At 67.4% G+C, this 13,886-nt stretch carries 17 protein-coding genes; 9 read left to right on the forward strand and 8 right to left on the reverse strand.

Features of this window, described 5'->3' with window-relative positions; translation table 11 throughout:
- Positions 1 to 4: 4 nt before the first annotated feature.
- The 3 genes from AC3RCE_RS13940 to icd all read right to left on the reverse strand — a co-directional run bounded on the left by AC3RCE_RS13940 (position 5) and on the right by icd (position 3,836).
- Positions 5 to 400: a response regulator gene (locus AC3RCE_RS13940; RefSeq protein WP_218294899.1), complete on the reverse strand. Its 396-nt coding sequence runs from the start codon at positions 398 to 400 to the stop codon at positions 5 to 7.
- The gene (locus tag AC3RCE_RS13945) at positions 397 to 2,247 is read right to left on the reverse strand and encodes a PAS domain S-box protein (protein WP_218294898.1); all 1,851 of its coding nucleotides are present in this window, start codon (positions 2,245 to 2,247) and stop codon (positions 397 to 399) included. Before AC3RCE_RS13945 ends, AC3RCE_RS13940 begins: the two co-directional genes overlap by 4 nt.
- Positions 2,248 to 2,573: 326 nt before the next feature.
- Positions 2,574 to 3,836, reverse strand: a complete 1,263-nt coding sequence (gene icd / locus AC3RCE_RS13950) for an NADP-dependent isocitrate dehydrogenase (RefSeq protein ID WP_218294897.1) — start codon at positions 3,834 to 3,836, stop codon at positions 2,574 to 2,576.
- 193 nt (positions 3,837 to 4,029) lie between these two features.
- Here icd and AC3RCE_RS13955 point away from each other — a divergent pair, with 193 nt between their 5' ends.
- Positions 4,030 to 4,260, forward strand: a complete 231-nt coding sequence (locus AC3RCE_RS13955) for a hypothetical protein (RefSeq protein ID WP_218294896.1) — start codon at positions 4,030 to 4,032, stop codon at positions 4,258 to 4,260.
- Positions 4,261 to 4,519: 259 nt separating this feature from the next.
- Positions 4,520 to 4,978, forward strand: a complete 459-nt coding sequence (locus AC3RCE_RS13960; protein ID WP_492255383.1) for a DUF192 domain-containing protein — start codon at positions 4,520 to 4,522, stop codon at positions 4,976 to 4,978.
- Positions 4,979 to 5,080: 102 nt separating this feature from the next.
- On the opposite strand, the gene AC3RCE_RS13965 is transcribed toward AC3RCE_RS13960, so the two are convergent.
- On the reverse strand, positions 5,081 to 5,662 hold the full coding sequence (locus tag AC3RCE_RS13965; protein ID WP_218338504.1) for a superoxide dismutase: 582 nt from the start codon (positions 5,660 to 5,662) through the stop codon (positions 5,081 to 5,083).
- A 181-nt stretch (positions 5,663 to 5,843) separates the two neighbouring features.
- Positions 5,844 to 7,169, reverse strand: a complete 1,326-nt coding sequence (gene xseA / locus AC3RCE_RS13970) for an exodeoxyribonuclease VII large subunit (protein ID WP_492253266.1) — start codon at positions 7,167 to 7,169, stop codon at positions 5,844 to 5,846.
- Between the two features lie 113 nt (positions 7,170 to 7,282).
- On the opposite strand from xseA, the gene AC3RCE_RS13975 reads away from it, so the two are divergent.
- The 7 genes from AC3RCE_RS13975 to adk all read left to right on the forward strand — a co-directional run bounded on the left by AC3RCE_RS13975 (position 7,283) and on the right by adk (position 11,812).
- Entirely contained in the window at positions 7,283 to 7,459 is a 177-nt protein-coding gene (locus tag AC3RCE_RS13975) for a hypothetical protein (RefSeq protein WP_218294892.1), read from the forward strand.
- Between the two features lie 62 nt (positions 7,460 to 7,521).
- A complete protein-coding gene (locus tag AC3RCE_RS13980) occupies positions 7,522 to 8,166 on the forward strand; it encodes a MotA/TolQ/ExbB proton channel family protein (RefSeq protein WP_218294891.1) in 645 nt (214 codons plus the stop codon).
- A gap of 172 nt (positions 8,167 to 8,338) precedes the next feature.
- Positions 8,339 to 8,773: an ExbD/TolR family protein gene (locus tag AC3RCE_RS13985; RefSeq protein WP_218294890.1), complete on the forward strand. Its 435-nt coding sequence runs from the start codon at positions 8,339 to 8,341 to the stop codon at positions 8,771 to 8,773.
- Positions 8,774 to 8,779: 6 nt separating this feature from the next.
- A complete protein-coding gene (lpxK, locus tag AC3RCE_RS13990) occupies positions 8,780 to 9,832 on the forward strand; it encodes a tetraacyldisaccharide 4'-kinase (protein ID WP_492253267.1) in 1,053 nt (350 codons plus the stop codon).
- Between the two features lie 80 nt (positions 9,833 to 9,912).
- Positions 9,913 to 10,095: a Trm112 family protein gene (locus AC3RCE_RS13995; protein WP_056062396.1), complete on the forward strand. Its 183-nt coding sequence runs from the start codon at positions 9,913 to 9,915 to the stop codon at positions 10,093 to 10,095.
- A 65-nt stretch (positions 10,096 to 10,160) separates the two neighbouring features.
- Positions 10,161 to 10,919: a 3-deoxy-manno-octulosonate cytidylyltransferase gene (kdsB, locus tag AC3RCE_RS14000; RefSeq protein ID WP_492255384.1), complete on the forward strand. Its 759-nt coding sequence runs from the start codon at positions 10,161 to 10,163 to the stop codon at positions 10,917 to 10,919.
- A 236-nt stretch (positions 10,920 to 11,155) separates the two neighbouring features.
- Positions 11,156 to 11,812 (forward strand): adenylate kinase, encoded by a 657-nt coding sequence (adk, locus tag AC3RCE_RS14005; protein ID WP_492253268.1) that lies wholly within the window; start codon positions 11,156 to 11,158, stop codon positions 11,810 to 11,812.
- 151 nt (positions 11,813 to 11,963) lie between these two features.
- Here the strand turns inward: adk and AC3RCE_RS14010 are convergent, their stop codons facing one another.
- The 3 genes from AC3RCE_RS14010 to AC3RCE_RS14020 are packed head-to-tail and all read right to left on the reverse strand — an operon-like array spanning position 11,964 to position 13,849.
- Positions 11,964 to 12,434 (reverse strand): DUF6152 family protein, encoded by a 471-nt coding sequence (locus AC3RCE_RS14010; RefSeq protein ID WP_492253269.1) that lies wholly within the window; start codon positions 12,432 to 12,434, stop codon positions 11,964 to 11,966.
- Positions 12,435 to 12,453: 19 nt separating this feature from the next.
- Entirely contained in the window at positions 12,454 to 12,873 is a 420-nt protein-coding gene (locus tag AC3RCE_RS14015; protein ID WP_218295306.1) for a hypothetical protein, read from the reverse strand.
- A gap of 19 nt (positions 12,874 to 12,892) precedes the next feature.
- On the reverse strand, positions 12,893 to 13,849 hold the full coding sequence (locus AC3RCE_RS14020) for an asparaginase (protein WP_218294886.1): 957 nt from the start codon (positions 13,847 to 13,849) through the stop codon (positions 12,893 to 12,895).
- Positions 13,850 to 13,886: the final 37 nt, after the last annotated feature.

The raw sequence follows: 13,886 nt of genomic DNA on the forward strand, positions 1-13,886 counted from the left end.
TGCTTCAGGCCGCCGCAGGCGGCGCGTGGAACGAGGAGCCCAGAAATGCCTCGACCTGCTTCACGAAGGTCTCGGGCGTGATGGGCTTGGAAAGGTGCTCGTCGAAACCCACGTCGAGCGCCTTCTCGCGGTCGCCCGGCATGGAGAACGCCGTGACGGCCACCAGCGGCACCACGCGCCACGCGTGGTGGGAGCGCAGGCTCTGCGCCACCTCGTAGCCGTTCATGACGGGCATCTGCAGGTCGCACAGGATCAGGTCGGGAGATTCCGCCAGCGCGAGCCCCATGCCCAGCGCGCCATTCTCGGCGGCCAGCACGCGGTGGCCCGCGGCCTCCAGCAGGTAGGTGACGAGTTCCCGGCTCGCGTCATCGTCCTCGATGACGAGGATGGTGGCTTTCATGCGCTGGTCTCCTGGAATTCCACGGTGAACGTGCTGCCCTGCCCTTCGGTGCTTTCAAAGCCGACGCTGCCGCCCAGCGCCTCGGCCAGCTTGCGGCTCAGGTGCAGGCCCAGGCCCGTGCCTTCGTGGTGGCGCCGGTCGGCGGTCTCCACGCGCGAGAACGCCTCGAACAGCCGGGACTGCTCCTGCGGCGCGATCCCGGGCCCCGTGTCCCGCACCCGGACCTGCACGGTGCGGCCTTGCGGCGACAGCGTCTCTTCCAGCACCACCTCCACGGCCCCCTCCGGCGTGAACTTGATGGCATTGCCCACCAGATTGATGAGTATCTGGCTGAACGCCCGGCGGTCGGTGTGCAGGGTGACGGCCTGGGCGGGCGCGCGCACGCTGAACGCCAGCCCCTTGCGCCCGGCCTCCTGCTCCAGCGTGGCCGCGACTTCCGCGACGATGCTCCGGCAGTCGAGCGCCTCGATGTTGAGCGACACCTTGTTGGCGCTGAGCTTGGCCACATCCAGCAGGTCATTGATGAGGGAAAGAAGGTGCCGCGCCCCCGTCTGCACGATGCGCAATTGCTTGTCCTGCTCGGGATTGAGCGGGCCCGGCAGCTTCATCAGCAATGTGCCCGTGAAACCGATGATGGCGTTGAGCGGGGTTCGCAGTTCGTGGGACATGCTGGCCAGGAAGCGGTCTTTGACCAAGGCCGCATTTTCAAGCTCCAGGTTCTTGTCGCGCAAGACCCGCTCGATCCGCTTGCGCTCGGTCACGTCGCGGATCGCGCTCGAGACGAAAAGGCCTTCCTCCGTCTGCAGCGGGCTCAGGCTGATCTCGACCGGGAACTCGGAGCCGTCCTTGCGCAGTCCGTACAGATCAAGGCCCGCCCCCATGGAGCGGGTGCGTGGCTCGACGAAGAAGCGGTGGCGGTGCTCGGGATGCCGGGCATTGAAACGTTCGGGCACGAGCAATTCGATCTTCTGGCCCAGCAACTCGGTGCGGCTCCAGCCGAACAGCTTCACGGCCTGGGAATTGACCAGCACGATGCTGCCATCCCGGTCGACGATGACCATGGCGTCGGGCGCGGCTTCGAGCAGGTCCTTGAACTTCTGGTCGGCCCGCTTGCGGTCGGTGATGTCGCGGATGGCGCTCATCACCATCTCGCCTTCCTCGGTGTGGATCGGGCTCAGGCTGATCTCCACCGGAAACTCGGTGCCCCCCTTGCGCAGGCCATACAGCTCCAGGCCCGCTCCCATCGTGCGCGTGCGCGGTGCCCCGAAGAAGCCGCTGCGGTGCCCCAGGTGCGCGCCCCGGTAGCGGTGGGGCAGAAGCACTTCCACCGCCTGCCCCAGCAGCTCGGCCCGCTCGTAGCCGAACACGCGCTCGGCCTGCGAATTCACCAGCACGATGCGGCCGGTCACATTGACCATCACGATGGCATCCGGCGTGGATTCGAGCAGGTCGCGAAACCGTGCCTCCAGCAACTTGGCCTCGCGCTGGACCTTGAGCTGGGTGACATCCTTCTTGCTGGACAGGAAGTACAGCAGCTGCCCGCCGTCATCGCGCACCGCCTTGGTGGAGACATTCACGTGCACGAGCGAGCCGTCCTTGCGGCGACGCACCGACTCGTGCACCGCCGTCACGCCGCGCAATGCCTCGGCGCGGATCTCGTCTTCCTCATGGGCCCGTCCCTCGGGAACGATCAGATCCATCAGGGATCGGCCCTGCACCTCGGCCAGCGCGTAGCCAAAGATCGCTTCGGCGGCGGGGTTCCAGTTGAGCACCATGCCCTCGGGCGACAGCACCAGCAGCGCATCGGGGTTTTGCTCCCAGTATGCGGCGGAAAAATCAGATGCCATGCAGCCCTCCCTGTGTGAGGCCATCTCCCTGCGCAGCGCGCCCAACGCGCACAGACGGCAGCGGCCTTCGCCCTCATTGCCCTCGCCAATGGCTGATCCCATCTTAGGCGGGAAATCTCCAAATAGCCAACACTCAACTGCCCCGCGGATCACCCGCCCCGGCCGCCTGGGCGCGGGCCGCCCCGGGGACCGCGCGGCCCAAGCCGCGATGCGCCATACCCCGACCCATCTTCGCCATCCGCCGTGGGAAGCCGAAAAACAAAAAACCCTGAAATCCTCACGGAGATCAGGGGCTCCATCCGTGCCGCGCGGCGCGCCGGCGGCGGTCAGTCCATCGCGTCGATCATCACCTGGCCAAAACCGGAACAGCTCACCTGCGTGGCGCCATCCATCAGGCGCGCGAAATCGTAGGTCACCTTCTTGGAGGCGATCGACTTTTCCAGCGAGCGGATGATCAGGTTGGCAGCGTCGATCCAGCCCATGTGGCGCAGCATCATCTCGGCCGAGAGGATCTCTGAGCCCGGGTTCACGTAGTCCTTGCCGGCGTACTTGGGCGCCGTGCCGTGCGTGGCCTCGAAGCAGGCCACCGAATCGGACATGTTGGCCCCGGGCGCGATGCCGATGCCACCGACCTGGGCCGCCAGCGCGTCCGAGATGTAGTCGCCGTTGAGATTGAGCGTGGCCACCACCGAGTATTCGGCGGGGCGCAGCAGGATCTGCTGCAGGAAGGCATCGGCGATGCTGTCCTTGATGGTGATGTCCTTGCCCGACTTGGGGTTCTTGAACTTGCACCACGGGCCGCCATCGATCAGCTGCGCGCCAAACTCCTTTTGCGCCAGGGCATAGGCCCAGTCACGGAATCCGCCTTCGGTGTACTTCATGATGTTGCCCTTGTGCACGATGGTCACGCTGGGCTTGTCGTTGTCGATGGCGTACTGGATGGCCTTGCGCACCAGGCGCTCGGTGCCCTCGCGCGACACGGGCTTGACGCCGATGCCCGAGGTGTTGGGGAAACGGATTTTCTTCACGCCCATCTCGTCCTGCAGGAACTTGATGAGTTTCTTGGCCTTGTCGGACTCGGCCTCGAACTCGATGCCGGCATAGATGTCCTCCGAGTTCTCGCGGAAGATCACCATGTTGGTCTTCTCGGGCTCCTTGAGCGGCGAAGGCACGCCCTTGAAATACTGCACGGGGCGCAGGCAGACGTACAGGTCCAGCTCCTGGCGCAGCGCCACGTTCAGCGAGCGGATGCCGCCGCCCACGGGCGTGGTCAGCGGGCCCTTGATGGAAACCACATACTCGCGCAGCACCTGCAGGGTCTCTTCGGGCAGCCACACGTCGGGGCCATACACCTTGGTGGATTTCTCGCCGGCATAGACCTCCATCCAGTGGATCTTCTTCTTGCCGCCATAGGCCTTGGCCACCGCGGCATCCACCACCTTGATCATCACCGGCGTGATGTCCAGGCCCGTGCCGTCGCCTTCGATGAAAGGGATGATGGGCTGGTCCGGCACGTTCAGCGACATGTCGGCGTTGACGGTGATTTTCTGGCCTTCGGCGGGCACCTTGATGTGCTGGTAGCTGGTCATGGGCGGGTGTCTCCTGGGGTGGCTGAAACAGGATTCAGCGAATTGGGCAAAGCGCTCTGAAGCCGGTCAATTCTAATGACAAATATTTATGGCCAAGACCCTGTCAACGCGGCTGCCGCTGCTATCGTTGGGGGTGGAGCCATGCGGGGTTTCGCATGGCCCTCAACCCTTGTTCACACTGGAAACGGCACATATGAAAAAACTCCTCGCTGTACTGGTGGCTGGTCTGTTTGCTGCGGGTGCTTTCGCACAGCAAGCGCCAGCAACCGCTCCCGCCCCTGCTGCTCCCGCAGCCCCCATGGCTGCGCCCGCCGCGGCTCCCGCACCGGTAGCCAAGACCCACAAGGCCGCCACCACGGCCAAGAAGAAGACGCACAGCACCAAGAAGGTCGCCAAGAAGAAAACCACCAAGAAGGTGGCCTGAAACGCCGGGCGCCAGGCCCGCGCGGGGCCAGGGCCCGCCGCTTCAAGATCGCCCGCTGCCGCGGGCGTTTTTGTTGATGGGGGCCGTGCAATGCCCCGTTGTGCCGCCATGCCTGCATGTTTGCGCTAATCTGCCATCGTCCACAGCGTGATTTTTCTGCTGCCCGTTCATTGCCATCGTCCGTGTTGCCTTCATGAAAGCCCTGCCCATGACCGATCTTCACCCGGCCCGCGCCCCGCAGGCCCGCACCGCCCGCGTGATGTCCTTCGCGCGCCGCGCCGCCCTGGTGGCCGCCACCGCCCTGCTGCATGCGGGCGGGGTTGCCGCCCAGGAAGGACCGCAGCTGAATCTGCGGCGCGTCGAACTGACGGCGGGCATGCACCGCATCGACGCCCAGGTCGCCCTTGCACCCCAGGAACGCCAGACCGGCCTCATGCACCGCAAGGAGATGCCGCAGCACGAAGGCATGCTGTTCGTGTTCGAGCAGCCGGCACAGCAGTGCTTCTGGATGAAAAACACCCTGCTGCCCCTCACCGCGGCTTTCGTGGAGGATGACGGCACCATCGTGAACCTGGCGGACATGAAGCCGCAGACACTGGACTCCCACTGCTCCGCCAAGCCCGTGCGCTATGTGCTGGAAATGAACCAGGGCTGGTTTGCCCAGAAGGGCATCAAGGCAGGGGCCAAGCTCTCGGGCGCGCTGTTTCGCCGCCCTTAGGTCCGCCCCTGGGCCAGAGGGACCGCAAAGAAAAACGGCCCCGCGGGGCCGTTTTTTCTTGTCCGCGGCAGGTGGCTGCCGCGGCACCGCGCAAGCAATCCGTCAGGCGAAGTTGGCTTCCGCGAACTTCCAGTTCACCAGGCTGGAGAGGAAGGTCTCCACGAACTTGGGGCGCATGTTGCGGTAGTCGATGTAGTACGCGTGTTCCCACACGTCCACCGTCAGCAGTGCCTTGTCGGCCGTGGTCAGCGGCGTGCCGGCGGCGCCGGTGTTCACGATGTCCACGCTGCCGTCGGCCTTCTTCACCAGCCAGGTCCAGCCCGAGCCGAAGTTGCCCACGGCGCTCTTGACGAAGGCTTCCTTGAAGGCGGCGTAGCTGCCCCACTTGGCGTTGATGGCCGCAGCCAGCGCGCCGGAGGGCTCACCGCCACCCTGGGGTGCCATGCAGTTCCAGAAGAAGGTGTGGTTCCAGATCTGGGCGGCGTTGTTGTAGATGCCGCCGCTGGACTTCTTGACGATCTCTTCGAGCGTCATGGATTCGAATTCAGTGCCCTTTTGCAGGTTGTTGAGGTTCACCACATAGGCGTTGTGGTGCTTGCCGTGGTGGTACTCCAGGGTTTCCTGGCTGTAGTGCGGCGCCAGGGCGTCGATGGCGTAAGGCAGCGGGGGAAGGGTATGTTCCATGGTGGTTTCCTCGTGGTTTGAAATTCTGGGATGCCATCTGCACCGCGATCTTTCCTGAGCAATGCAGTCGGACACAGCACAAAGGGGGCATTGTAGGAAGATCAGGTGACCTGTGCAGCGTGAGGCCACACGGATCGGTGCCGAAGCGCCACAACCCGCCACTGTCCTACAGGCACCCCCGTCAGAGCAGGCGCGGCTGGGACACCGTCACATCCACCACGCCGTCGGCCAGCGTGGCGCGCAAGGCGTCGCCGGGGTGCGCCTGCCGCGCGCTGGTCACGGCCTGGCCCCCGGTATCGGTCAGCAGCGCGTACCCGCGCTGCAGCACCAGGCGCGGATCCAGCAACTCCAGCCGCAGGGCCGCGCGGTCCAGGCGGTCCGACTGCCGCGCGGCGCAGCGCAGCAGCTTGTTGGGCAAATCGGCCTCCAGCGCTTCCTGCGTCTGCGCCAGGCGCTGCAATTTCAGGAGCGCTCCATGCCGCATGCGCTGGGCCAGACGCGCCAGTTGCATCTGCTGGCGCGCCACCAGGCCGGACGGGCGGCCCAGCCGCGCCGCCGCCTGGTCCAGCCGCTGGTGGCGTGCATCGAGCTGGCGCTGCACCGCGTCGGCGATGCGCCCGCCCAGCAGGCCCAGGGCGCCCAGCCACACGTCGCGGGGCTGGGCCACCAGCTCGGCGGCCGCGGTGGGTGTGGGCGCGCGCAGGTCGGCGCAGAAGTCGGCGATGGTGAAGTCCGTCTCATGCCCCACGCCGCTGACCAGCGGCACGGGGCTGCGCACGATGGTGCGGGCCAGTTGCTCGTCGTTGAAGGCCCAGAGGTCCTCGATGGAACCCCCGCCCCGCACCAGCAGGATGACGTCGATCGGCGGGTTGCGGGTCAGATCAGCCCCTGGCGCTTGTCCAGCCTGCGCCAGCAGATACAGTTTTGATAGCGCCGCCACCAGCGAGGCCGGTGCGGCGCCCCCTTGCACCTGCGCGGGCACCAGCACCACCGGGATGTGCGGCACGCGCCGGCGCAAGGCGGTGACGACGTCGTGCAGGGCCGCCGCCCCCGTGGAGGTGACCAGGCCGATGCCGCGCGGCTGCAGCGGCAGCGGACGCTTGCGGTCGCCGCTGAAAAGGCCTTCGGCCTCCAGCTGGGCCTTCAGGCGCAGGAACTGCTCGAACAGCGCCCCCTGCCCCGCCCGCTGCATGCTTTCCACGATGAACTGCAGGTCGCCACGCGCTTCGTACACGCCAAGACGGCCGCGCACTTCCACCAATTCGCCATCGCGTGGAGAAAAGTCAAGCAGGCTGGCCGCGCGGCGAAACATGGCACAGCGCAACTGGCCATTCGCGTCCTTGACCGAGAAGTAGCAATGACCGCTGGAAGCGCGCGAGAAGCCCGTGATCTCCCCGCGCACCGCGACAGGATTGAACCGCGCCTCCAGCGCATCAGCAATGGCGCGGCATAGCGCGCCAACTTCCCAAACGCGCGGCGCCGCCGCGAGGCCCGGGCGCTCAAACATGAGATACGGCGGGCTTTCGCGGCGCGCTCCAGGGGCGAGTACTCCACAGAACCGCCCGAGCGACCCAGGACGGCAGCGCGCCCGGCAAAACTGGCCGCAAAACACGGTTGCACATGCAAGTCATTGATTTATATGATTTTTTCACTGCGCAATTTTTCATCAATCTGTTGCAAGCACGGCGGGACGCCACTTTGCGCGGCGCACGAACCGGGTTTCCCACAAAGTTATCCACAGTTTTTGTGGGTGACACCGCCGATGCGGTGGCCACCCGGCAAGGTAACTGTTTGTGACGCGGAGACGGCAGGAAGCTGGGCCATAATCGCCGATTGCTTTCATCTGCGCGGAGAGAGATTTGCTGTCCATCATACAAGCCGCGGGCTGGCCGATCTGGCCCCTGATTGCGTGTTCCATCCTGGGAATGGCGCTGATTTTCGAACGGTTCGTGGCCCTCAAGACGGCCCGCGTCGCTCCTCCGAAATTGCTCGATGAAGCCATCACGGTGTCCTCCAAGGCCGTGCCCACCCCCGACGTGGTGAACCAGCTCGCGCAGAACTCCGCCCTGGGCGAGGTGCTCGCCAGCGGCCTGCGCACCCTCAACAGCAACCCCCAGTGCAGCGAGACCGACCTGCGCTCGGCCATGGAAGGCGCCGGCCGGGCCGTGGCCCACCGGCTGGAGAAGTACCTCGCGGCGCTGGCCACCATCGCATCGGCCGCGCCCCTGCTGGGCCTGCTGGGGACCGTGATCGGCATGATCGAGATCTTCGGCTCGCAGGCCGGCAGCGGCGGCGTGGGCCAGGCCATGGGCGGCGGCAACCCCGCGCAGCTGGCGCATGGCATCTCGGTGGCGCTGTACAACACGGCCTTCGGCCTGATCGTGGCGATCCCGGCGCTGATCTTCTGGCGCTACTTCCGCGCCCGCGTCGATGCCTATCTGCTCACGCTGGAGCTGGCTTCCGAGCAGTTCGTCCGCCACATCCTGCGCCTGAGGAAGAAGTGAACTCCCCCCTGAGGCGCGGCCGCGCCCTTCCCTGCTTCTCGCAGCGCCATGCACCGCGGGCAGGGGAACGCCGCCCGTGCGGTGGGGCGGCCCTTGCGCCACGCCCGCCCGCGTTGAGGCCGCCGGTTTCCAAACTTCGCGGGCAACGCGTACCGCCCATTGGATCGTCGACATGAATTTTCGCCCCCGCGCCAAGGAAGAGCCGGAGATCAACCTGATCCCGTTCATCGACGTGCTGCTGGTGATCCTCATCTTCCTGATGCTGACCACCACCTACAGCAAGTTCACGGAGCTGCAGCTCACCCTGCCGGTGGCCGACGCCGAGCAGCAGCGCGACCATCCCAAGGAAGTGATCGTCTCGGTGGCCGCCGACGGCCGCTATGCCGTCAACAAGAACGGCGTGGACGGCAAGAGCGTGGACGCCATCGCGCAGGCCCTGCGCGGCGCCGCCACCGCCGGGCGCGACAGTGTCGTGATCATCAGCGCCGACGCCATGTCCCCGCACCAGTCCGTGGTCTCGGTGATGGAGGCGGCGCGCCGCGTGGGCCTCACGCAGATCACGTTTGCCACGCAGTCGTCGGCCGCGGCGCGCAGCACCGGCCGCTGACACGGCATGGCTGGCCCCGGGCCGCAGCCGCCCCCGCCCCCCCGGTCCGCGGCGCACGGCGGCGCCCCTTCCCCGGCCTCCGGGCTGCAGAAGATCTGGCAGGCACGCGGCCCGGCCGCCTGGGCGCTGTGGCCTGTCTCCCTGCCGTACCTGGCGCTGGTGGCCCTGCGCCGGGGGCTTTACCGCGCTGGCGTGCTCAAGGCCGAACACCCGGGCCGTCCCGTCGTCGTGGTGGGCAATGTGATCGCCGGAGGCGCCGGAAAGACGCCCGTGGTCATCGCCGTGGTGAAACATCTGCAGGCTCGCGGCCTGCGCCCCGGGGTGATCTCGCGCGGCTATGGCCGCAGCACCACCGATTGCCGGGCGGTGGCGCCCGACAGCCCCGCCCGCGAGGTGGGCGATGAGCCCGCGCTGATCGCGCGCAGCTGCGGGGTGCCGGTTTTCGTCGCGCCGCGCCGCATCGCCGCAGCCCGCGCCCTGCTGGCGGCGCACCCGCACACCGACGTGATCGTCTGCGACGACGGGCTGCAGCACCTGGCCCTGGCGCGCGATGTGGAGGTTTGCATCTTCAACGACCAGGGCGTCGGCAACGGCTTCCTGCTGCCTGCGGGCCCGCTGCGCGAGCCCTGGCCGCGGCCGGTGGACCTGGTGCTCCATGCGGGTGGCGTGCCGCCCCGGGGAGACTTCGAGGCCTATGCGCTGCAACGGCGCCTGGCCCCCTGGGCCGTGCGCTCGGACGGCACCCGCGTGCCCTTGTCCAGCCTGCGGGGGCAGCCTTTGCACGCGGTGGCGGCCGTCGCACGCCCCGGGGACTTCTTTGCGATGCTGCAGGCCCAGGCGTTGCAACTGGCGCACGCGCAGGCCCTGCCGGATCACTATGATTTTGATAGCTGGAACCGCTCACCAGATAACCGTTACACGCTGATCTGCACTGAAAAAGATGCCGTCAAGCTGTGGCCCCGCCACCCGGACGCACTGGCCGTGCCCCTGCAACTGCACATGGATCCAGCCTTTTTCGCGGCCCTGGATGCGCGCCTGCCGGCACCGGGTGATCTTTAGCGCGCACCGGCGGTCCCGCGGGGCTGGCCGCCGCTATCATCGCTGCCTGCCCGAACGAACCTCCCGGAAGCACCTCCACCATGGATCCCAAACTGCTTGAACTGCTGGTCTGCCCTGTCACCAAAGGCCCGCTGACCTACGACCGCGAGGCGCAGGAACTTGTCTCCCGCAGCGCGCGGCTGGCCTACCCGGTGCGCGACGGCATCCCGGTGCTGCTCGAAAACGAAGCCCGCACGCTCACCGACGAGGAACTGGAGCAGTGAGCGCTGTGCCCGCCCCCGGCGCCGTGGCACCGGACTGCCGCTTCACGGTGCTGATCCCGGCCCGCATGGCATCGAGCCGGCTGCCCGACAAACCCCTGGCCGATATCGCCGGCCTGCCCATGGTGGTGCGGGTTGCCCGCCGCGCGGCCCAGAGCGCCGCCACCCGGGTCGTGGTGGCCGCCGACGACAACCGCATCCTGCAGGCCTGCGCGGCCCACGGCGTGGAGGCGATCCTGACCCGCGCCGACCATGCCAGCGGCAGCGACCGGCTGGCAGAGGCCTGCGTCCATCTGGGGCTGGATGGCGCCGACATCGTCGTCAACGTGCAGGGGGATGAACCCCTGATGGACCCCGGCCTCATCCATGCCGTGGCGCAACTGCTGCCGGCCCGCCCCGAGGCCAGCATGGGCACGGCCGCGCACGCCATTGCGTCGCAAGCCGACTACGCCAACCCCAACGTGGTGAAGGTGGTGCTGGACGCGCGGGGCCTGGCGCACTACTTCAGCCGGGCGCCCATCCCCTTCGCCCGCGACCATGCCGCAACGCCCTGGTGGCAAGGCGCCGCCCAGGCGGCCGCACCCGGCGTCGCCGCCCTGGCGGGGTTCGCGCCTTTGCGGCATGTGGGCATCTACAGCTATCGTGCCGGCTTCCTGCGGGAATTTCCGGCGCTGGCGCCAGCCCCCACCGAAGCCGTGGAAGCGCTGGAGCAGCTGCGCGCGCTGTGGCACGGCCACCGCATCGCGGTGCACCTGGCCAGCACCGCCCCGGGGCCTGGCGTGGACACCCCCGAGGATCTGGAGCGGGTCCGCAACCTTTTCCGCTGACGGACGGCCCGCGGCCCCACGGCGCGGGGCCCTGCCCGCGCCACCGTGCAGGGCACTATCCGCACCGCGACACCCTGGCCGCCGCGCGGTACGGCGTGTAAGTCAGCGCAAGGTGGTCGCATGCTATCCTCGCCCGCAACGAGAGCACCGCATCCCGGGCGCACAGAACGGCTTCAGGCGCCCTTCGAACGTCCCCGCCAGCGGCGCCAACCGATTTCTAACCTTCGAGGACTTCCATGAGACTGATTCTGTTGGGCGCGCCTGGCGCCGGAAAGGGCACGCAAGCCACGTTCATCTGCCAGAAATACGGCATCCCGCAAATCTCCACCGGCGACATGCTGCGGGCGGCGGTGAAGGCGGGCACGCCCTTGGGCCTGCAGGCCAAGGCCGTGATGGATTCGGGTGCCCTGGTCAGCGACGACATCATCATCGGTCTCGTGAAGGAACGCATCACGCAGGCGGACTGCGCCAACGGCTTCCTGTTCGACGGCTTTCCCCGCACCATTCCCCAGGCCGACGCCATGAAGGCGGCGGGCGTCAAGCTCGACTACGTGCTCGAAATCGATGTGCCTTTTGAGGCCATCATCGAACGCATGAGCGGCCGCCGCTCGCACCCTGCCAGCGGTCGCACCTACCACGTCAAGTTCAACCCCCCCAAGGTGGAAGGCAAGGATGACCTGACGGGCGAGGAACTGATCCAGCGCGAAGACGACAAGGAAGAAACCGTCAAGAAGCGCCTGCAGGTCTACAGCGACCAGACGCGCCCCCTGGTGGACTACTACAGCAGCTGGGCCCAGGCCGAGCCCGACGCCGCCCCCAAGTACCGCGCCATCAGCGGCACAGGCAGCGTGGAAGAAATCACCGCGCGCGCGCTCCAGGCGCTGGCCAGCTGAGCGCGAGGGTCACGCCCCAGGACCAGCGACGCCATGGGGCACCAGGGCGTCGCTTTTCTTTTGGGAGGTGCCGGTGGCCCCTTCAGGCGCGCCGTGGCACCAGCGGGCCAGACCCTCATGGCCCCGGCCTTGCCACCCATCCTGGTTTTGTTCAGGCCGGACTGGAGCGCAGGCCGTAGGCCTTGCCGTCCACGAAAAGGTATTCCGCGCGCAGCACCGCATCGCCCTTCTCATCGCGCAGGGTGAAGCCCACCACCGACAGGTCCGTGCAGGGCTTGATCTCCTGCACCTGCCAGGCCTGCATGCGTGTCAGGGGCGCCAGCTCGATCTCCCAGCGGCGGTCCTTGCGGGTGGGCAGCACCGCCTTGGCCAGCAAGGCCTTGCCGTCCACGGGCGAGGCCTGGGCGGGCACCGCGCGCTGCGCCAGGTCCGCGGGAAGCCGCAACTGCGCGGGAAGCTCCAGCTCCAGCTCGGCATGGGGGTTTTGCCAGCGCACCTTGCGCACCGTGCCTTCCAGATAGATGGGGCGCTCGGCATCAAAACTGCTCCAGCCATGGTGGGCGCGCGCCCAGAGCGGAACCATCGCAGTGGCCAGGAGCAGGCGGCGGCGTTGCAGACTCATCGGTTCTCTCCTTGTCAGGTCACAGATAGGCGATCCAGCGGCCACAGACCACCACGGCCAGCCAGATCAGCGTGGACGCCAGCATCTGCACCCGGGCCAGGGCGTCCAGGCGCGCCAGCGATCCACGCCCATGGAACCACGCGGCGTTGCAGCCCGCAAGCATTAACAGCAGCATCTTCAAGGTGAATGCGCGGCTGGCGAGCAGCTCGGAAGGCTGGGTGGCAAACATCAGCAGGCCCGATGCCGCCGCCAGGCCAAAGCCACACAATGCCAGCGACAGGCTGAGCCGCGCAAGGTCCTTGACGGGCAGCGCCGCCCCCCGGCCAAACACGCGCAACTCCAGCAGCACCAGGTTGCCCAGCAGCAGGGCAATGCCAACGATGTGCACCACTTCCAGCGCCGGGTAGGCCCAGGCGTGTGTCTTGAGGGCTGCAAACAACACCGGACAGCCTTCGCGCTCAGCGCATCAGGTCCAGCATCAGCGAGATCCGGGCCTTCAGGGGCGGCAGCCCGCCGGAATCAGGCAGCACGTCACCAGGCTTGGGCAGCACCCGCCCCTCGGCGCAGCGCGTGGACCGGACCACCCGCACGCCCACCTCCTGCGCGCGCAGCAATGCGGCTTCCAGAAGGTGGTGGATGGTGCCGTTGCCGGTGCATGCCACCACCAGCCCCTGGACGCCGTCACGCACCAGCGCATCCACCATGGCGCCCGTGGCGCCCGCGTGGCTCATGATCACCTCCACGCGGGGCCAGGCCGCTGCATTTGCTATATTTTGCAGAGCACCCCACGCATGCTTGGCGGGCGGTATCGGCCAATCCTGCGCAAGGCGAATGGCGCCCTCCTCCACCCACCCCAAAGGCCCGGCCTCGCCCGAACTGAGCGCATGGACACGGTACGGATGCACCTTCTGGACCTGCTGTGCGCCGTGGACCTCGCCAGCGGCCACTGCGAGCACGCCGCGGGCACCCGCAGCCACCGCGACCGCCACGGCATCCAGGAGATTTTGCGGCCCGTCGGGCGTGAGCGCCGTGGCCGGGCGCATGGCGCAGGTCAGCACCACGGGTTTCAGCCGGGTATCCAGCACCTGGTTCAGGAACCAGGCCGTCTCCTCCAGCGTATCGGTGCCGTGGGTGATGACCACCCCGCGCACGGAAGCATCCTGGAGGTGGTGGGCGCAGCGCAGCGCCAGGGCCTGCCACACCCCGCCATCCATGTCCTTGCTGTCGATCTGAGCCACCTGCTCCGCCACGAGCATGCCACCGGCCGCCTCCTGCAATCCGGGGACCGCTGCCAGCAGCTGCTCCACCCCGACCTGCGCGGCGGTGTACCCGATGTTGTCACCCGCCTGTGCCGACGTGCCGGCAATGGTTCCTCCAGTGCCCAAAACCACAATTTTTTGCCCACTCACTTGCATACTCCGAAAAACTGGTGAAAAATACAGTTACTGGATT

It is taken from the genome of Acidovorax sp. GW823-FHT05D11 (assembly GCF_058795695.1).

Excerpts from the sequence above, each read along its gene's own strand:
- AC3RCE_RS14010 (WP_492253269.1), bottom strand. The coding sequence starts at position 12,434 with ATGAGTCTGCAACGCCGCCGCCTGCTCCTGGCCACTGCGATGGTTCCG.
- AC3RCE_RS13940 (WP_218294899.1), bottom strand. The coding sequence starts at position 400 with ATGAAAGCCACCATCCTCGTCATCGAGGACGATGACGCGAGCCGGGAA.
- AC3RCE_RS13945 (WP_218294898.1), bottom strand. The coding sequence starts at position 2,247 with ATGGCATCTGATTTTTCCGCCGCATACTGGGAGCAAAACCCCGATGCG.
- lpxK (WP_492253267.1), top strand. The coding sequence starts at position 8,780 with ATGGCTGGCCCCGGGCCGCAGCCGCCCCCGCCCCCCCGGTCCGCGGCG.
- icd (WP_218294897.1), bottom strand. The coding sequence starts at position 3,836 with ATGACCAGCTACCAGCACATCAAGGTGCCCGCCGAAGGCCAGAAAATC.
- AC3RCE_RS13995 (WP_056062396.1), top strand. The coding sequence starts at position 9,913 with ATGGATCCCAAACTGCTTGAACTGCTGGTCTGCCCTGTCACCAAAGGC.
- adk (WP_492253268.1), top strand. The coding sequence starts at position 11,156 with ATGAGACTGATTCTGTTGGGCGCGCCTGGCGCCGGAAAGGGCACGCAA.
- kdsB (WP_492255384.1), top strand. The coding sequence starts at position 10,161 with ATGGCATCGAGCCGGCTGCCCGACAAACCCCTGGCCGATATCGCCGGC.
- AC3RCE_RS14020 (WP_218294886.1), bottom strand. The coding sequence starts at position 13,849 with ATGCAAGTGAGTGGGCAAAAAATTGTGGTTTTGGGCACTGGAGGAACC.
- AC3RCE_RS13985 (WP_218294890.1), top strand. The coding sequence starts at position 8,339 with ATGAATTTTCGCCCCCGCGCCAAGGAAGAGCCGGAGATCAACCTGATC.
- AC3RCE_RS13955 (WP_218294896.1), top strand. The coding sequence starts at position 4,030 with ATGAAAAAACTCCTCGCTGTACTGGTGGCTGGTCTGTTTGCTGCGGGT.
- AC3RCE_RS13960 (WP_492255383.1), top strand. The coding sequence starts at position 4,520 with ATGTCCTTCGCGCGCCGCGCCGCCCTGGTGGCCGCCACCGCCCTGCTG.
- xseA (WP_492253266.1), bottom strand. The coding sequence starts at position 7,169 with ATGTTTGAGCGCCCGGGCCTCGCGGCGGCGCCGCGCGTTTGGGAAGTT.
- AC3RCE_RS13965 (WP_218338504.1), bottom strand. The coding sequence starts at position 5,662 with ATGGAACATACCCTTCCCCCGCTGCCTTACGCCATCGACGCCCTGGCG.
- AC3RCE_RS13975 (WP_218294892.1), top strand. The coding sequence starts at position 7,283 with ATGCAAGTCATTGATTTATATGATTTTTTCACTGCGCAATTTTTCATC.